The organism is Segeticoccus rhizosphaerae (assembly GCF_005222685.1).
Taxonomy (GTDB): Bacteria; Actinomycetota; Actinomycetes; order Actinomycetales; family Dermatophilaceae; genus Segeticoccus; species Segeticoccus rhizosphaerae.
In genome coordinates this window covers 1-15,958 of record NZ_SWMA01000036.1, presented here as the reverse complement: position 1 = coordinate 15,958, position 15,958 = coordinate 1, and the positions used below count along the sequence as shown (strand labels likewise).

Sequence of the window (15,958 nt, the reverse complement as noted above, 5' to 3'; positions counted from 1 at the left end):
CTTCGAGCCGATCGTGCCCAAGGCGCAGCCGCCGAACCTCCCGCAAGCTCATGGCCTTCGGTGGGCTCCCGCTGCAGGCGCCGTTGATCCATGCCGCCCTCAAGGCGACCCGTCGCTGAGCGGCGGTTGACCCGGCACACCGGCCCGGGAGCGATTCCCGTCGTGCCGTGCCACCCGGCTCGCCGGATGGCTTGCCGGAGGCGGAGGGAATGCGGGTGATCCGGTCACCGGGCGACAGTTATCCTCGGGGGGTCCGGTGCCCACCCGGACGTCCGACGAAGGAGAGCCCGTGACCGCGACAGCCCTGCGCATGTCGACCCTGTTCCTGCGAACCCTGCGCGAGGACCCGGTCGACGCCGAGCTGCCAGGCCACCGGCTCCTGGTGCGGGCCGGTTACATCCGCCGCGTGGCGCCGGGCATCTACAGCTGGCTGCCCCTCGGCATGCGGGTGCTGGCCAAGGTCGAGGGCATCATCCGGGAGGAGATGGACCGGATCGGGAGCCAGGAGGTGCGTTTCCCGGCGCTGTTGCCGCGGGAGCCCTACGAGGCCACTGGCCGCTGGACCGAATACGGCCCGAACCTGTTCCGGCTCAAGGACCGCAAGGATTCCGACCTGCTCCTCGGTCCCACCCACGAGGAGATGTTCTGCCTCGCCGTCAAGGACCTCTACTCCTCGTACAAGGACCTGCCGCTGGCGCTCTACCAGATCCAGCAGAAGTACCGCGACGAGGCGCGGCCCCGTGCCGGCATCCTGCGCGGGCGCGAGTTCATCATGAAGGACTCCTACTCCTTCGATGTCGACCAGGCCGGCCTGCAGAAGGCGTATGACGCGCACCGCGAGGCCTATGTCCGCATCTTCAACCGACTTGGCTTCGAGTACGTCATCGTGCACGCCGACTCCGGCGCCATGGGCGGCTCGGCGTCGGAGGAGTTCCTCGCGATCAACGCCAACGGCGAGGACACCTTCGTCCGGGACGAGCACGGTTACGCCGCCAACGTGGAGGCGGTGGAGGTGCCGCAGGCCAAACCGGTGCAGGTCACTGTCGGCCCGGCACACGTGGAAGACACTCCCGACACACCCACCATCGACACGCTGGTAGCGGCACTGAACGCGAATCACCCACGGGTAGACGGCCGTTCATGGACGAGTGCCGACACGCTGAAGAACGTCATCGTGATGCTCGTCCAGCCGGACGGAACGCGCGAACCCCTCGCGATCGGCCTGCCCGGCGACCGCGAGGTCGACCCGAAGCGGCTCGAGGTCAAGGTCGCGCCGGCCACGGTGGAGCCGTTCGAGGAGAAGGACTTCGCGGCCAACCCGGCGCTGGCCAAGGGATACATCGGACCGGGCGTCCTCGGCGAGTCGCGGGCCAGCGGCATCAGGTATCTCCTCGACCCCTCGATCGCCGACGGCTCGGCGTGGGTCACCGGTGCCGACGAGCACGGCAAGCACGTGCTCGACCTGGTCCACGGCCGCGACTTCACCGCCGACGGCACCATCCAGGCGGCGGAGATCCGCGACGGCGACATCTCACCGGACGGCAACGGCACCCTGACCCTCGCGCGCGGCATCGAGATGGGCCACATCTTCCAGCTCGGCACGAAGTACGCCGAGGCCCTGGGGCTCAAGGTCCTCGACGAGCACGGCAAGCTCGTCACGGTGACGATGGGCTCCTACGGCGTCGGTGTGACGCGCGCCGTCGGCGTCGTCGCCGAGGACAACCACGACGAGCTCGGCCTGGCCTGGCCCCGCGAGGTGGCGCCGGCCGATGTCCACGTGGTGGCCACGGGCAAGGACCCCGCCGTCTTCGTCAAGGCCGACGAGATCGTGAGGTCGTTGGTGGAGCAGGGCATCGACGTGATCTACGACGACCGGCCGAAGGTGTCACCCGGCGTGAAGTTCAAGGACTCCGAGCTGATCGGGGTGCCGACCATCGTGGTCGTCGGCAAGGGCCTCGCCAGCGGTGTCGTCGAGATCAAGGACCGGCGCTCGGGGGACCGACGCGAGGTCCCGGTCGAGGCCATCATCGACGCGGTGGTCACCGAGGTGAACGGGTCCTGATGTCAGCCGAGACGGTCCGGGGGACCCGCGCGTCCGCACCCGTGCGTGCGGTGATCTTCGACTGGGGCGGCACCCTGACACCGTGGCACGAGGTCGATCTGCCCGAGCAGTGGCGGGTCTTCGCCCGAGAGGTCCACGGCGTCCCGGTCGACTCGCCGGACGTTGCCGAGGAGGACGTCGCGGCGGCCGAGCGGCTGGCCGCGCAGATCCTCGAGGTGGAGTCGGCGGCGTGGCGGGGCGGTCGCGAGACCCACTCCAGCGCCACGCTGGAGAGCGTCCTCGATGCCGCGGGCATCGATCCGGCCCACGACCGGCACCACTTGGCGCTCGCGGCCTACCGCAGGTTCTGGGAGCCGCACACCTTCACCGATCCCGACGTGCGCCCGCTGTGGACCGCGTTGCACGACAGGGGAATTCGTGTCGGCGTCCTGTCCAACACCATCTGGAGCCGCGACTACCACCGCGAGATCTTCGAACGCGACGGCGTGCTGGACCTCATCGACGGCGACGTCTACTCCTCCGAGATCGACCATGTGAAGCCGCATCCCGAGGCCTTTCGCGCCGTGTGCGACGCGGTGGGCATCCCGCCCCGGGAGTCGGTCTACGTCGGCGATCGCCTCTTCGAGGACGTCCACGGCCCCCAGCAGGTGGGGATGCGCGCCATCTGGATCCCCCACTCGGACCTGCCGGAGGAACAGCGTGTCGCGGTCGACGCAACCCCCGACGCGGTTGCCGAGCGGCTCGGCGAGGTCCTGGACATCGTCGATCGCTGGTGAGCCGGGCTGCTGCGAGGGCAGGTCCGGTTGCTCCGCTCAGGTGGTCCGGCTCAGTGCCAGCTGCAGCTGCTCCACGTCGGTCACCGGTGCGTCACAGACGAACCCCCGGCACACGTATGCCGTGCCGCACTCGCCCACCATGGGCCGTCCCTCGAGGAGAGGAAGCCCGGGCTCGTCGGGCCGGCCCAGCGCCAGGACGAGGCCCGGAGAGCCACTGACGCGCGCGACCGACAGCAGGTCTGCGGCGCGGTCGTCGGTGCCGGAGATCGCCACCTGCAGGGGGCCGGTCGCCGCGGCCTCGGCCGCGGCGAGTGTCCAACCGGCAAACCGGGGATCCCGGGACGCCACGGCGCCGCCCGCCGCGATCGCGTCGTCCGCCGCCTCACGGTGACGCGTCGACCCGGTCAGCGCGGAGTAGGTGAGCAGGGCCCCAGCCAGCGCGGAGGTGCCGCAGGGTTCGGCGTTGTCTCCCTGGCTCGCCGGTCGGGTGAACAGCTCCTCGGCGTCGTCCGCGGTGTCGTGGAAGGCTCCCGACCCGTCGCGGAAGTGCTCCAGCGCCGTGTCGAGCACTCCGCCGGCGGCCACCAGCCACCGCGAGTCGAAAGTCGCCTGGTGCAGCGCGAGCAGCCCCTCGGCCAGGTCGCCGTGGTCGTCGGCCACACCGGCCGCGTGGCCCGCGGACCCGCCCCGCGACGACCGGCGCCATCGTCCGTCGACCTGATGGACGCTGAGCAGGAACTCGGCGCAGTCGACGGCAGCGCGCACCCAGTCGTGCTCTTCGAGCAGGGCACCGGCCTCCGCCAGTGCGGCGATGGTCAAGCCGTTCCAGGCGGTGACCACCTTGTCGTCCGTGGTCGGCTGAGGTCGCTGCCCGCGAGCCAGCCGTAGCCGCTCACGGATGGCGCTCCACCAGTCCGCGTCGTCCGGGTCGGCGCGCAGCTGCAGGGTGGACAGACCACGTTCGAAGGTGCCTGCCTCGGTCACGCCCAGCAGCTCGGCGGCTCGGCGGCCGTCCTCCTCCCCGAGCACGTCGGTCAGCTGGGCGGGCGACCAGGCGTAGGTCAGCCCCTCGACCCCCTCGGTGTCTGCGTCGAGGGACGAGGCGAAGCCGCCCTCGGGCGTGCGCAGGTCCCGCAGCAGGAACTGTGCGGTCTCGCGGACGACTCGTCGCGCCAGTGCCGAACCCGTCGAGCGGTAGAGGTGGAGGTAGACCCGCAGCAGCAGCGCGTTGTCGTAGAGCATCTTCTCGAAGTGCGGCACGACCCAGCCCGCGTCGACGGAGTAGCGGGCGAACCCACCGGCCAGCTGGTCGTAGAGCCCGCCCCTCGCCATGCCCTCACAGGTCGAGTCCACCATGTCCAGCGCACGCGGTGACCCTGTGCGGGCGTGGTGGCGGAGCAGGAACTCCAGCACCATGGACGGGGGAAACTTCGGCGCATGCCCGAATCCGCCGTGTCGAGAGTCAAACCCGGCCGCAAGCTGCTCCTCGGCCCGCTCCAGCTCAGTCGGGCCCAGGGTCTGCGGTGACCCCGGTGTGACGGCCTGCCGCAGGGTCTCCGCGATGCGCGCGCCGCTTGCGAGGACCTCGTCCTGTCGCTGGGTCCACGCGTCGGTGACGGCGGCGAGCAGCTGCAGGAACTGTGGTCTCGCGTAGTAGGTGCCGCAGAAGAACGGCTGTCCGGTGGGGGTGAGGAAGCAGGTCATCGGCCAGCCGCCGCCACCGGTCATGGCGGTGGTCGCCTGCATGTAGATCGCGTCGATGTCCGGTCGTTCCTCCCGGTCGACCTTGACCGGCACGAAGCCCCGGTTCATCGCCTCGGCGACGGTGGCGTCCTCGAAGGACTCGTGGGCCATGACGTGGCACCAGTGGCACGCGGCATACCCGACCGACAAGAGCACGGGGACGTCACGTTCCCGCGCCTCCGCGAAGGCCGCCTCGTCCCACTCCTGCCACGCCACGGGGTTGTCGGCGTGCTGCAGGAGGTAGGGAGAGGTTGCGGCAGCAAGTCGATTGGTCACGATCCCACCGTAGGCGCATCCTCCATCGGCTGGCACGGAGGAGGAAGGGGTCGGTTCGGGCCGCGGCCTAGCGTCCGGCCGGCAGCCGCACCCGCATGACCGTCTCCGCCGGCCCGGTGTCGATGGTGATCGAGCCCCCGTGACGCTCCACGACGATGCGGCGAGCGATGTCGAGACCGAGGCCGGTGCCCTGGCCCACGTCCTTGGTGGTGTAGAACGCCTCGAAGGCCCTCGCCACCACGTCGGGTGGCATCGGCGGCCCGGTGTCGCCGATCTCGACGATGACGCCATGCCCGTTGGCCCGGGCCGAGATGCGAAGCGTGCCGGCGCCCTCCATCGCATCGACCGCGTTGTCGATGAGGTTGGTCCAGACCTGGTTGAGCTCCCCGGGGAACGCGTCGATGTGGGGCAGGTCGACGGCATAGTCCTTGACCACGGTGATGCTGTCACCGATCTTGTGCCCCAGCATGACGATCGTGCTGTCGAGGCCCTCGGTGACGTCGACGGTCTGACGGGACGCGCGATCCATCTGCGAGTAGGACCGGACGGCGGCGACCAGCTCCGACACCCGGCGGGTCGACTCCTTCATCTCCCCGAGCAGGGCGGTCATCGACAGCGCGCTCGACACCCAGCGCAGCCCGGGCTCCAGCGAGGACTCCCCGAGCGCCTCCTGGGCGCGTTCGCACCAGGCTCGGTCGGCCCCAGCCGCGGTGAGGGACGCCGCGAGCTCCCACGGACGGTCGACCTGGTGCCCGGCCATCCACGAGCCCAGCTCCTCCTCCTTGTCCGCGAGCTCGAGCCGGTCGACCGTGGCCGGAGGCTTCTCGATCTCCCGGCGCAGGTTGTCCAGCTCGGTGAACTGGGTGGCACTGATCTGGCCGCGGGCCAACTGGCCCAGGCACTCGAGCAACGTCCCAGCGGTCTCCTCCAGGCTGCTGACGGCACGGGTGGCGGCGGCCGCCGGGTTGTTGATCTCGTGCGCGAGGCCGGCCGCCAGCGTCCCCAGGGTGATGAGCGACTGTCGCTGCCGCACGGTGGACTCGATCCGGCGGGCCGTGCCGTAGAGGCCGGCCACCAGGTGCACCCCGAAGGGGAACCACGCGTTGAACCGCTCTCGCAGGGACTCGGCGGGAACGCGCAGCAACCGTCCCGGTATGACGGCCCGTCCGGTCGCGAGGTAGACCGCCTGGTCGTCCCAGGCGCGGAAGCCGCCGGACCACCGTCCCGGCACGTCCATCTTCCCGACGAGAGCCTCCTCCCGGCCGACCCGGCGGTAGAGGTCGAGCGCCCCGTCGACGACCACCCACCAGAAGTCGGCGTGCCCCCCCTCCTGGAACAGCTCGTCACCCGGCTCGAACGGCACCTCCGTCCCGGCGGCCAACAGCTCCGCGAGCTGCACGTCGGAGAGGCCGTCGAACAGGCTGATCGAGCGGAGCTCGGCGAGGCGGATCATGTGGTGGCCAGGTAGCGGTGCACGTTGTAGACCGCCATGGCTCCCTCGCCCACCGCGGACGCCACCCGCTTCATCGAGTCCAGCCGCACGTCGCCCGCCGCGAAGACGCCGGGGACGCTCGTCTCGAGCGCGAAGGGGGGCCGCGGCAGCGGCCACAGCTGGGCGCGTTCCGGGGCGACCAGGTCGTGACCCGTGACCACGAATCCGTGGTCGTCACGCACCACCTCCGAGCCCAGCCACTCGGTGCGGGGCGCGGCGCCGATGAAGACGAACAACCAGCTCGCCGGGGCCTCCTCGGCCACTCCGGTGTCTCGATCGGACAGGGTGAGCGACTCGAGGTGCCCGTCGCCCTGCGCCGCCGACACCTCGGTGCGCATCCGTACCTCGATGTTCGGCGCCGCCCAGATCCGTTCCACGAGGTAGCGCGACATGGTGGCGCCCAGGTCGGCGGCCCGCACCAGCATGACCACCCGTTTCGCGAAGCGCGACAGGTTCAGCGCCGCCTGCCCGGCCGAGTTGGCGCCTCCCACCAGGTAGACCTCCTCGCCGCGGCACTGGCTCGCCTCGCTGGCGTCGACGCCGTAGTAGACGCCCCGGCCGGTGAGCTCCTCCATCCCGGGTGCGGGTAGCCGTCGGTAGGAGACCCCGGTGGCCACGATCAGCGCCTTCGCCTCGATCTCTCCCGACTGGTCCAGCAGGACGGCTCGCGCTGGCCCGCGAGCCTCGAAGCCAACCACGTCGCGCGCCAGCACCATCTCGGCTCCGAACCGGGAGGCCTGGGAGACCGCGCGCTGGGCGAGGTCGGAGCCGGTGAGGCCCTTCGGGAACCCCAGGTAGTTCTCGATGGCTGCGCTCTGGCCGGCCTGGCCGCCTGGGGCCTCACGCTCGACGATGACCGTGGTGAGGCCCTCCGACGCCGCGTAGACCGCGGCCGCGAGTCCCGCGGGTCCGCCGCCGACGATGCACACGTCATACAGCGGTTGCTGTGCCTTGGTGCTCAGGCCGAGCGCTCCGGCCAGGTCGACCGTCGTGGGGGCCCGCAGCGCGTCGTGGTCCGGGATGAGGACGAGGGGCAGGTCCTCCGGAGCGGCCCGCGCAAATTCGCTCAGGCGTTGGGCGTCGCCGTGGTCCTCGACGTCATACCAGTGGTAGGGCACGTGGTTGCGCGCGAGGAAGGTCTTGATCTCGTGGGTGCGGTCGGACCAGCGGTGCCCGACCACCCGCACCTCTGCCGTGCGGTCGGGGTGCTGCCTGGCCCAGTCGGACAGGACGTCATCGGTCGCCGGGTAGAGCCGCTCACCCGGTGGATCCCACGGCTTGAGCAGGTAGTAGTCCAGCCCGATGTCGTTGATCGCCTTGATCGCGACGTCGGTGTCGGCGTAGGCCGTCAGCAGGAGGAACTTCGCGTCCGGGGCAGAGCTGCGCGCCTGGCCGAGCATCTCGATGCCGGTCATCTGCGGCATCCGCTGGTCGGCCGCGATCATGGCGACCGGCTGGTCGCGCAAGGCCAGCCGGGACAACAGCGCCAGGGCCTCCGGACCCGAGGAGGCCTGCAACACCTGGTAGTCCGCGCCGTAGCGCGCACGAAGGTCACGCGTGATGGCCGCGGACACCATGGGGTCGTCGTCGACCGTGAGGATCGCCGGTTTGTGCATTGGCCGCTCCGGAGTCGCCCGCCCGCGCAAAGACCCCCCAGGCGCCCCGGCGGGTGCCTGGGCAACTCGAGTGGGGTGAGGACGATGACGCTGCCGACCAGTCTATCGGCGAACCGCCTCCGGATGGTCGCTTTGGCCAAGAGCGGCCGACACCGGCCGGCGCAGGACGTAGGGGGAGTACGACGGTTCGCCTCGGCTCGACCGTGACGAGGACACGGCGACCACAACGAAGATGGTCATCATGCTGTTCGAGTCCTACGGCGCGGGGGCGGACTACGTCGGACCGCGCGTCGCGGAGCAGCTCCACGTGCCGTTCCACGATCAGGCCTTCTCCTCGGACCAGATCGAGGCCGCCGAGAGCGCGCGCGAGAAGGAGAGCCTGGTCACCCGGGTCTTCACCGCGATGGGGACCGCGCACAGCAGCTACGAGGGCGGAGACGTCGTCACGCTGCAGCGTGACCAGCACGACCTCGTCACCCAGAACACCGACATGGTGCTTCGGGAGGCCAGGGCCGGTGGCGTGATCATGGGGCGCAACGGTGCCCTGATCCTCGCCGACCACCCCGGTGCCCTCCATGTCCGCCTCGACGGGCCGGTCGACGTGCGGGTCCGGCGTGCCGCCGCCCGCAGTGGCATCGAGGAGGCCCGCGCGGCCAAGCGTCAGAAGCGTGAGGACCAGGTCCGGGCGCAGATGTCGCTCGACCTCTACGAGTGGGATCCGCGAGAGCTCGACCAGTACGACCTCGTGGTCAACACCGGTCGCGTCGACCTCGACACCTGTGTCGAGATGATCGTGGCGGCCGCGAAGGTCAAGCACGCCGCAGCGCGGCGTTGACCCGCGACAGCCCCCCGACAGCACGTATGCCGTGGCGTCACCGGGCGTGCAGCGGGTCCGCGGCCCCCGGGGCCGCCACCAGCGCCTCGCCCGCCGGGCTGCGGTGGTAGAGCACCGAGCGGCCGGACCGCGCACGGTCCACGAGTCCCGCGCGGCCCAGCACCGCGAGGTGGTCACCGACACCACCGATGCTCTGTCGGAGCACCCGAGCCAGCTGGGTGGTGCTCGCGGGCTGGTCGAGGGCGGTCAGCACCGCGGCTCTGGTGCGACCGAGCAGCTGCGCCAGGGCGTCGGGGGGACCGGCAGGACCGCCCTCGTCGGGGCTGCGCCACAGGGCGCCCACTCCCCGGGCCGGGTAGACGAGCGCCGGGGGCCAGGGCGGGTCCAGGGTCACCGCGAGACCCGGCCAGACGAAGACCGACGGCACGAACAGCAGCCCGCGACCGTCGAGGTCCACGTCCTGGTCACGCCACCGGTCGACCCGGATCAGACCGTGGGCCCAGCGCACCCGCGCATGCAGGTCGTCGAGGGCCGACGCCCACCCCCTCGAGACGAGCCGCTCAGCCCGGTGGACGACGTCTCGCTCCAGGACGGCACGCAGCAACGGCCAGTCGGGGGCGAGCACCGTGTCCCAGCACCCGGCGAGGGCGTCGGCGAGCAGCACGGTGACGTCATCGCGCGCGAGCACCTCCCGCACCTGTTCGCTGGCGCGTCGATGCGCCATGGCGGTGCTGATCTCGGCGCGGGCCTGTGCCGTGGGGCAGGAGCGCACCGCATCCAGCAGGTCGTCGATGGTGTCTGCCACCCCCCGAGGGACGGGCGAGAGGAAATCGGCCCCGTAGCCCGGCGGCTGCAGGGCCAGCACGGCCTGCACGCCCACGTTGCCGCTGACCTGCTCGAACCGCTGCCGGGCGCGTGCCACCCACGGGTCAGTGGCCGGGTCCCGACGTGTGGGTGTCGCCAGCAGGCGCAGCGCCTTGACCAGCTCCCACAGCGGCGAGATCGCGAACCGGCTCCTGGCCAGGTCCTCCCCGGTGACCCTGATGCGCAGCACCGCGGCACCTTTCGTCGTCTGACGAAAGAATAGTGCGACCGACCACCCTGGGTGCACCGTGCGCCCATGGGAACCACCACCGACCGGAGCGCACGGACCTCCTACCGGTCCGTGCTCGTGGCTCGGCCGGTCCGGGTGCTGTTCGGCACGGTGTTCCTCTACGTGCTCGGGTTCCAGTTCGAGATCCTCGGCCTCGCCGTCCTGGTCTACGCCCGCACCAGCTCTCCGCTGCTCAGCGCCGTGACCTTCGGTGTCGGTTTCGGGCCGCAGGTCTTCGGTGGGGCCCTGCTGACTTCACTCGCCGACCGGTTCTCGCCGCACCTCGTGATCGCCTGGGGACTCGTGGTGCGCGCCGCCCCGGGGATCGCCATCGGACTGGCCCCGGGCCTGCCCGTCGCGGCCATGCTGGTGCTCGTCGGAGTCGCGGCGACCGTCGCGCCGGTCTTCACGGCCGCCTCGGGGGGCCTGCTGCCGCAGCTGCTCGAGGGCGATCGCTACGTCCTGGGTCGCTCGATGCTGTCGATGATCGGGTCGGGCACGCAGATCGTGGGTCTCGGGCTCGGCGGCGCGGTGCTCGCCGTCGTCGCCGCACCCGACCTGCTGCTCGTCGCCGGCGGTTCGCTCCTTGTCGCCGGGGTGGTCGCCGGGTCGGGCCTGCGGCACGTCGGACGCCTGCCGGCGAGCGCGGAGCAGCTCGGTGTCCTGCGCAGCTCCTTGCGTGGCAACGGGGAGCTGCTCGCCGACGGGCGGGTCCGCGGTCTGCTGCTCGCCCAGTGGGTGCCCGCGTGGTTCGTGACCGGGGCCGAGTCGTTGATCGTGTCGTATGTCGGGTCGCGCGGCGAGGCGGCGACCGGCGCCGGCGTCCTGCTCGCCTCCCTGCCGGTCGGCATGCTCGTCGGTGCCCTGGTGCTCGGCCGGTTCTGCCGGCCCCGCACCCGGGAGCGGCTGGCGCTCCCCCTGGCCATCGCGCTCGGACTGCCGTTGCTGGTCTTCGCCCTGGGGCCCAACCTGCCGGTGGCTGGAGCGCTGCTCGTGACGTCCGGCCTGTGCTGCGGCTACGGCACCGGCATCCAGCGGATCTTCGTCGACAGCCTTCCGGAGGGTCGGCGCGGTCAGGCCTTCGGGCTCGCCTCGACCGGGATGATGGGCGGTCAGGGCCTGAGCCCGCCACTGGCCGGTGCGCTCGCCGTCGCCGTCGGGGTGGGCGGCGCCATGGCCGCCTGCGGTGCACTGGTCGTGCTGTCCGCCTTGGCCCTGCGTCACCCGCTCTCTCCCGAGCCCTCTGCCGAGTGACCCCCGTGCGGCTCTTCGTTGCAGGAGCGTCGTTGTGGGCGACCAGAGCACGACAGAGACCCGCGGGGCAGGGAGGCTCAGTTCGCTTGCAGGGCCTTGAGGGCGACGACCTTGGCGGACAGCTCCGCCGCCGAGCTCTCCCCGGGGCGGGCGGCCTCCCACATCGCGTTGACCGCTTCCCGCACGATCGACCACGCGCGGGCGCGCTCCGGGTCGATCCCCGCGGCGTCGCAGACGAGCTCCAGGCGGCGGCGCAGCGCGCGTCTGACGTCGCCGGTCGCCACCGCCTCGTCCCACCGGTTCCACAGCGCCGGAGCCACCGCGTATGCCGGTTCGGCCGCCAGAGGCTGGGGGTCGATGGCGAGCCAGCGCTGACGCTCCGCCCCGGCCAGGACGTTCTCGTAGTGCAGGTCGGCATGGACCAGCCGGGCGTCGACGAGGTCCGACGCGGCGAGGTCGAGGGCGAGGCCGCTCGCCTGGCGTAGAAAGCGGGGTGGGACCGGTGCCCCCGAGGGCCGGCTGGCCAGGTCGTCCAGCTCCGAGGCCCACCGGCAGGCCAGGTCCGACAGACGCAGGGAGCGGGGCAGCGCCGGTCCGTCGAGCTGCCCCAGCAGCTGCCCGATGACGGTGCAGGCTTCGTCGATCGGCTCGTCCAGGAGGGTGCGGGTCGGGTCGAGCCGCTCGAGCAGCAGGGCCCACCGGGAGGGGTCCGCGGCCAGGAGCCGCACCGCACCGTGCCCGTCCCAGCGGCGCAACGCCAGGTGCTCCCCGGCGGCCTCCGGGTGCGGCCAGACGATCTTGAGCACGGCCTCGGCCCCGCCCGCCTGGTTCCTCTCGGCAGCGCGGGCGCGGTGCACCGGCAACACGAGGGCCGCCATACCGTGCATGGCCCTGCCCACCACCTCGAGACCCCACTGGTCGAGGCAGTCGCGGATCAGGCCGGGCAGCTCGCGCAACCAGTCGGCGCCCTCGACGCCGCCCTCCGGCTCGTGGTTGTTCACGAGGCGGCGGAAGGCGTCGGGAATGACCAGCTCAGCCACGGGGGCTTCCCGCGAAGTATCGGAGTGGGCTGGCTCCGTGGGGTGAGCTCACGGCTGCTGCAGGCCGGGGAAGGGGGTCAGCGGCACTCCCCAGTCGCGGCCCAGCACCACCGAGTCCGACAGCACCAGCACCAGTCCGGTCAGGGCGTCAGCGTCGCCGGCCGCCCCCGGGAGGAGGCCGGCCGTGCTGCTGGACAGCCCGGCGAGGACGTGCCGGGCCAGCGTCGTGCGGGTGGCCGCGTCGTGCGGCCGGATCGGGAGCCGGTAGGCCATGGGCGGTGTCGACGCGGACCGGCCGGCCAGCCGCTCGAGGGTGTCCGTCAGCGACTGCAGCGCCTGCAGCGTCGCCGCCGGAGCCTTCCGCCCATCGATCGGTGTCCGCGCGGTGATGACCTCGAAGCCGTAGACCGCGGCGCGCGCGGAGTCGAGCAGCCGCGCCGCGAGGTCGCGGGAGGGACCGGCGAGGCGCGGCCGGTGCGGTTCGGCACCGAGCAGCCGTGCTGCCGCGTGGTGCTGGGCGGCGAGCGAGGCCAGCAGGGCGACGTTCGTCGGGCTCACGTCGGAGAGCCGTGCGAGCGCCTGCGCGGTGGCGTCTCGACGCTCCGCGCGCGCCAGTGCCTGCAGGACCGACACCCGCGCCCTGCGCTTCGTGGAGCCCTTGGAAGGGCGTGCCTGGACGGCGCTCGTGGAATGGCGGGGGGACGGAACACCCGACGAAGGGGTGGTGGGATGACGGGGCAGTGGCACCCCGAGACCCTGCAGCAGCGCGGTCATGGTGCTGGCCTGTTCGGTGTGCAGACCGGCCAGCCGGGCCGGCAGCCCGGTGGGTGGTCCGTCGGCGGCCTCGGCGTCTTCCCGCAGCTCCTGGGCACGGGACCGGGCCCGCAGCAGCGCCGCCTCGTCGGCGATGGGCTGGCGGGTCGGGACGAACGGGATCCGCGGCGCGTCGTCCTCGAGGTGCACCCCGCATCCGGTGAGCGCGCCCAGGACCCCCAGCCCGCCGGCGACCAGAACACCGCGGCGCGACCAGCCACCCGGCACCCGGTTGCTCCCCGACACGCGGCGATCATCGCACGTCGCCGCGGGTGTGCGGATCGGGCCCGACGTGGATACAGTGGCCGATCACGGCGCGCACCGGTGTGCGCCGCATGCCGTCTTGCGCACAGGTCGGGTGCGCGGCCGGTGCATGCATTCGAGAAGAGCTGGAAACGGAGGCGGCGGATGAGCAGCACGGCGCAGTCCCGTCAGATCCGCGAGGAGGCCCAGTCGGCGGTGACCGACCTCGGCCTTGCCGTCGAGGACGTCACCGTGACCCCGGCAGGGCGACGCCGCCTGGTGCGGGTCCTCGTCGACCGTGACCTCGCGACCCTCGCCCTGCCCGACGCCACCACCCCGGTCGACCCGTTGAACCTCGACGAGGTCGCCGACGCCACCCGGCTGATCAGCACGGCGCTGGATGAGTCTGACGTGATGGGGCCCGCCCCCTACGTCCTCGAGGTCAGCTCGCCGGGAGTCGATCGACCGCTGACCGAGCCACGCCACTTCCGGCGCAACGTCGGGCGCCTGGTGCGCGCCACCACCTCCGACGGGGAGGTCACCGGGCGCCTCACCACCGCGACGGACGCCGACGTCGCCCTCGAAACCCCCGCCACCAAGAAGACACCGGCCCGCACCGTGCGGCTGCCGTATGCCGACATCTCACGCGCCCAGGTCCAGGTCGAGTTCGGCAGGGGCGCCAAGGGAGAGGACGCCTGATGGACATCGACATGGCCGCACTGCGGGCCCTGGAACGGGAGCGGGACATCCCGATGGACGTCATCGTGCCCGCGATCGAGCAGGCCCTGCTGATGGCCTATCACCGCACCGACGGCGCTCAGCGCCTGGCACGGGTCCAGCTCGAGCGCACGTCCGGACACGTCACGGTCTGGGCCCGCGAGGAGCCGGACCCTGCGGTCGAGGGCGGCGAACCGGGGCCGGAGTACGACGACACGCCGAAGGGCTTCGGGCGGGTGGCCGCCGCGACGGCCCGGCAGGTGATCGTCCAGCGGTTGCGCGACCTCGAGGACGAGCAGGTCTTCGGCGACTTCGCCGGCCGAGAGGGCGACGTCGTCGCCGGGATCATCCAGCAGGGCAGTGACCCGCGCAACGTGCTGGTCGACTTCGGCACGGTCGAGGGTGTCCTGCCGCTCGCCGAGCAGGTGCCGGGGGAGGAGTACGCCCACGGCCAGCGTCTGCGGTGCTTCGTGGTCAGCGTGCGGCGCGGGCCCCGTGGCCCGCAGATCGGGCTGTCCCGCACCCACCCGGGTCTGGTGCGCAAGCTGTTCGCCCTCGAGGTCCCGGAGATCGCCGACGGCACGGTGAAGATCTCGGCGCTCGCCCGCGAGGCGGGACACCGCACCAAGATCGCCGTGCACTCCACGGTGGCGGGCGTGAATGCCAAGGGCGCCTGCATCGGGCCGATGGGAGCGCGGGTCCGGGCCGTCATGACGGAGCTGCAGGGCGAGAAGATCGACATCGTCGACTACTCGGAGGACCCACAGACCTTTGTGGCGGCGGCCCTCTCGCCCTCCCGGGTGCTGTCGGTCGAGGTGGTGGATCCGGCCCTGCGCTCGGCGCGAGTCGTGGTGCCCGACTACCAGCTCTCGCTGGCCATCGGCAAGGAGGGACAGAACGCCCGGCTGGCCGCGAAGCTGACCGGCTGGCGGATCGACATCCGCCCGGACACGGCGCCGCAGGAGAGTCCCGCCGGAGGCACCGGAGCAGGCTCTGGCGCACCCGGGGGCGGTGAGGCGTTACAGTAGTGACGACCGATCCGCTGCGGCGTGCACGTCAGCGGTCTCCCCATGCTCCTGTTCGTACGTGTGTGGGGTGCCGTCGCCGCGAGGATCGGTCGGCACTGTTGCGAGTGGTCGCGCGGGTGGTGGACGACGGGACGACCGTGGTGCTGCCGGACGAGCGACACCGGCTTCCGGGCCGTGGCGCCTGGCTCCACCCGGAGACGGAGTGCCTCGAGCTTGCGGTGCGCCGCCGTGCGTTCGGTCGCGCCTTGCGTGTCGGGGCCGGCCTCGACGTCGGCCCGTTGCGGCGGTGGTTTGAAAACCGGTCGTCATGACCGGGTGGTGAACGGCACGGTGTGCCGGTACGAACAGCACGACCGCAGTCCCTCCCGGGGCGGCGGAACGACAGGGAACCGAAAGCGGGTTTGACGCTGATGAGCACCCGATGAGTACTCAGCGATGAGCACCCCCCAGCACTAACGACGGCCCGCGCTGCCTTATCCGCCCGGGCCAGGACAAGGAGAAACGTGGCTAAGGTCCGGGTTTACGAGCTCGCGAAGGAGCTCGGGGTCGAGAGCAAGACGCTGCTCGCCCACCTCAAGGAGCAGGGAGAGTTCGTGCGGTCGGCATCCTCGACCATCGAACCGCCCGTGGTCCGCAAGATCCGTGAGAACCCTCCGGCGAAGCCCGCCGGAGCCAAGACGGCGAAGAAGACAGCAGCCAAGAAGAGCGCACCGGCCGAGACGACCGATGTGAAGCCGGGCGCCAAGCCCGTCGAGACGCCGGCCGCACCGGCTGCGTCCACCCCGTCGGCACCGTCGGCACCGTCGGCACCGCCCTCGACGGCTCCGACCCCCGGCCCGCGGACGACGGCGCAGCCCGCCGCGGAGAGCGCGCCCACGGCGCCGACTCCGGCCCCCGCCGTAGTGCGTCCTGCCAGGCGTCCAGCTCGTGGTTGACCTCGATGCGCAGCGCCTGGAACGTGCGCTTGGCG

14 protein-coding genes are annotated in these 15,958 nt (G+C 71.9%); 8 read left to right on the top strand and 6 right to left on the bottom strand.

The window, feature by feature from the left end; translation table 11 throughout:
• Positions 1-310 precede the first annotated feature (310 nt).
• Both FCN22_RS17895 and FCN22_RS17890 read left to right on the top strand, forming a co-directional pair.
• Positions 311-2,062 (top strand): proline--tRNA ligase, encoded by a 1,752-nt coding sequence (locus FCN22_RS17895; RefSeq protein ID WP_137122947.1) that lies wholly within the window; start codon positions 311-313, stop codon positions 2,060-2,062.
• Positions 2,062-2,838, top strand: coding sequence for an HAD family hydrolase (locus FCN22_RS17890; protein WP_137122926.1), 777 nt, complete (start codon positions 2,062-2,064; stop codon positions 2,836-2,838). The genes FCN22_RS17895 and FCN22_RS17890 overlap by 1 nt, the downstream gene beginning before the upstream one ends.
• Positions 2,839-2,874: 36 nt before the next feature.
• Here the strand turns inward: FCN22_RS17890 and FCN22_RS17885 are convergent, their stop codons facing one another.
• The 3 genes from FCN22_RS17885 to FCN22_RS17875 all read right to left on the bottom strand — a co-directional run bounded on the left by FCN22_RS17885 (position 2,875) and on the right by FCN22_RS17875 (position 7,965).
• Positions 2,875-4,857, bottom strand: a complete 1,983-nt coding sequence (locus FCN22_RS17885; protein ID WP_137122925.1) for a thioredoxin domain-containing protein — start codon at positions 4,855-4,857, stop codon at positions 2,875-2,877.
• A 67-nt stretch (positions 4,858-4,924) separates the two neighbouring features.
• The gene (locus FCN22_RS17880) at positions 4,925-6,310 is read right to left on the bottom strand and encodes an ATP-binding protein (protein ID WP_137122924.1); all 1,386 of its coding nucleotides are present in this window, start codon (positions 6,308-6,310) and stop codon (positions 4,925-4,927) included.
• The gene (locus tag FCN22_RS17875; RefSeq protein WP_137122923.1) at positions 6,307-7,965 is read right to left on the bottom strand and encodes an NAD(P)/FAD-dependent oxidoreductase; all 1,659 of its coding nucleotides are present in this window, start codon (positions 7,963-7,965) and stop codon (positions 6,307-6,309) included. The genes FCN22_RS17880 and FCN22_RS17875 overlap by 4 nt, the downstream gene beginning before the upstream one ends.
• A 241-nt stretch (positions 7,966-8,206) precedes the next feature.
• On the opposite strand from FCN22_RS17875, the gene FCN22_RS17870 reads away from it, so the two are divergent.
• Positions 8,207-8,800 carry a cytidylate kinase-like family protein gene (locus tag FCN22_RS17870; RefSeq protein ID WP_162308254.1) on the top strand — a complete coding sequence of 198 codons (594 nt, stop codon included), beginning with the start codon at positions 8,207-8,209 and terminating at the stop codon, positions 8,798-8,800.
• Between the two features lie 37 nt (positions 8,801-8,837).
• On the opposite strand, the gene FCN22_RS17865 is transcribed toward FCN22_RS17870, so the two are convergent.
• Positions 8,838-9,854 (bottom strand): DUF5937 family protein, encoded by a 1,017-nt coding sequence (locus tag FCN22_RS17865; protein ID WP_137122921.1) that lies wholly within the window; start codon positions 9,852-9,854, stop codon positions 8,838-8,840.
• A gap of 66 nt (positions 9,855-9,920) precedes the next feature.
• On the opposite strand from FCN22_RS17865, the gene FCN22_RS17860 reads away from it, so the two are divergent.
• Positions 9,921-11,147, top strand: a complete 1,227-nt coding sequence (locus FCN22_RS17860; RefSeq protein WP_137122920.1) for an MFS transporter — start codon at positions 9,921-9,923, stop codon at positions 11,145-11,147.
• Between the two features lie 77 nt (positions 11,148-11,224).
• Here the strand turns inward: FCN22_RS17860 and FCN22_RS17855 are convergent, their stop codons facing one another.
• Both FCN22_RS17855 and FCN22_RS17850 read right to left on the bottom strand, forming a co-directional pair.
• The gene (locus FCN22_RS17855) at positions 11,225-12,187 is read right to left on the bottom strand and encodes an aminoglycoside phosphotransferase family protein (protein ID WP_238384819.1); all 963 of its coding nucleotides are present in this window, start codon (positions 12,185-12,187) and stop codon (positions 11,225-11,227) included.
• A gap of 48 nt (positions 12,188-12,235) precedes the next feature.
• Positions 12,236-13,246 carry a DUF4439 domain-containing protein gene (locus tag FCN22_RS17850; protein WP_137122919.1) on the bottom strand — a complete coding sequence of 337 codons (1,011 nt, stop codon included), beginning with the start codon at positions 13,244-13,246 and terminating at the stop codon, positions 12,236-12,238.
• 162 nt (positions 13,247-13,408) lie between these two features.
• On the opposite strand from FCN22_RS17850, the gene rimP reads away from it, so the two are divergent.
• The 4 genes from rimP to FCN22_RS22740 all read left to right on the top strand — a co-directional run bounded on the left by rimP (position 13,409) and on the right by FCN22_RS22740 (position 15,923).
• On the top strand, positions 13,409-13,942 hold the full coding sequence (rimP, locus tag FCN22_RS17845; protein ID WP_137122918.1) for a ribosome maturation factor RimP: 534 nt from the start codon (positions 13,409-13,411) through the stop codon (positions 13,940-13,942).
• Entirely contained in the window at positions 13,942-14,988 is a 1,047-nt protein-coding gene (gene nusA / locus FCN22_RS17840; protein WP_137122917.1) for a transcription termination factor NusA, read from the top strand. The genes rimP and nusA overlap by 1 nt, the downstream gene beginning before the upstream one ends.
• Positions 14,988-15,299, top strand: coding sequence for a YlxR family protein (locus FCN22_RS17835; RefSeq protein WP_338016664.1), 312 nt, complete (start codon positions 14,988-14,990; stop codon positions 15,297-15,299). The genes nusA and FCN22_RS17835 overlap by 1 nt, the downstream gene beginning before the upstream one ends.
• Before the next feature lie 192 nt (positions 15,300-15,491).
• Positions 15,492-15,923, top strand: a complete 432-nt coding sequence (locus FCN22_RS22740) for a translation initiation factor IF-2 N-terminal domain-containing protein (protein ID WP_137122916.1) — start codon at positions 15,492-15,494, stop codon at positions 15,921-15,923.
• The last annotated feature ends 35 nt before the right edge of the window (positions 15,924-15,958 follow it).

Excerpts from the sequence above, each read along its gene's own strand:
- FCN22_RS17895 (WP_137122947.1), top strand. The coding sequence starts at position 311 with ATGTCGACCCTGTTCCTGCGAACCCTGCGCGAGGACCCGGTCGACGCC.
- FCN22_RS17890 (WP_137122926.1), top strand. The coding sequence starts at position 2,062 with ATGTCAGCCGAGACGGTCCGGGGGACCCGCGCGTCCGCACCCGTGCGT.
- FCN22_RS17880 (WP_137122924.1), bottom strand. The coding sequence starts at position 6,310 with ATGATCCGCCTCGCCGAGCTCCGCTCGATCAGCCTGTTCGACGGCCTC.
- FCN22_RS17875 (WP_137122923.1), bottom strand. The coding sequence starts at position 7,965 with ATGCACAAACCGGCGATCCTCACGGTCGACGACGACCCCATGGTGTCC.
- FCN22_RS17870 (WP_162308254.1), top strand. The coding sequence starts at position 8,207 with ATGCTGTTCGAGTCCTACGGCGCGGGGGCGGACTACGTCGGACCGCGC.
- FCN22_RS17860 (WP_137122920.1), top strand. The coding sequence starts at position 9,921 with ATGGGAACCACCACCGACCGGAGCGCACGGACCTCCTACCGGTCCGTG.
- rimP (WP_137122918.1), top strand. The coding sequence starts at position 13,409 with ATGAGCAGCACGGCGCAGTCCCGTCAGATCCGCGAGGAGGCCCAGTCG.
- nusA (WP_137122917.1), top strand. The coding sequence starts at position 13,942 with ATGGACATCGACATGGCCGCACTGCGGGCCCTGGAACGGGAGCGGGAC.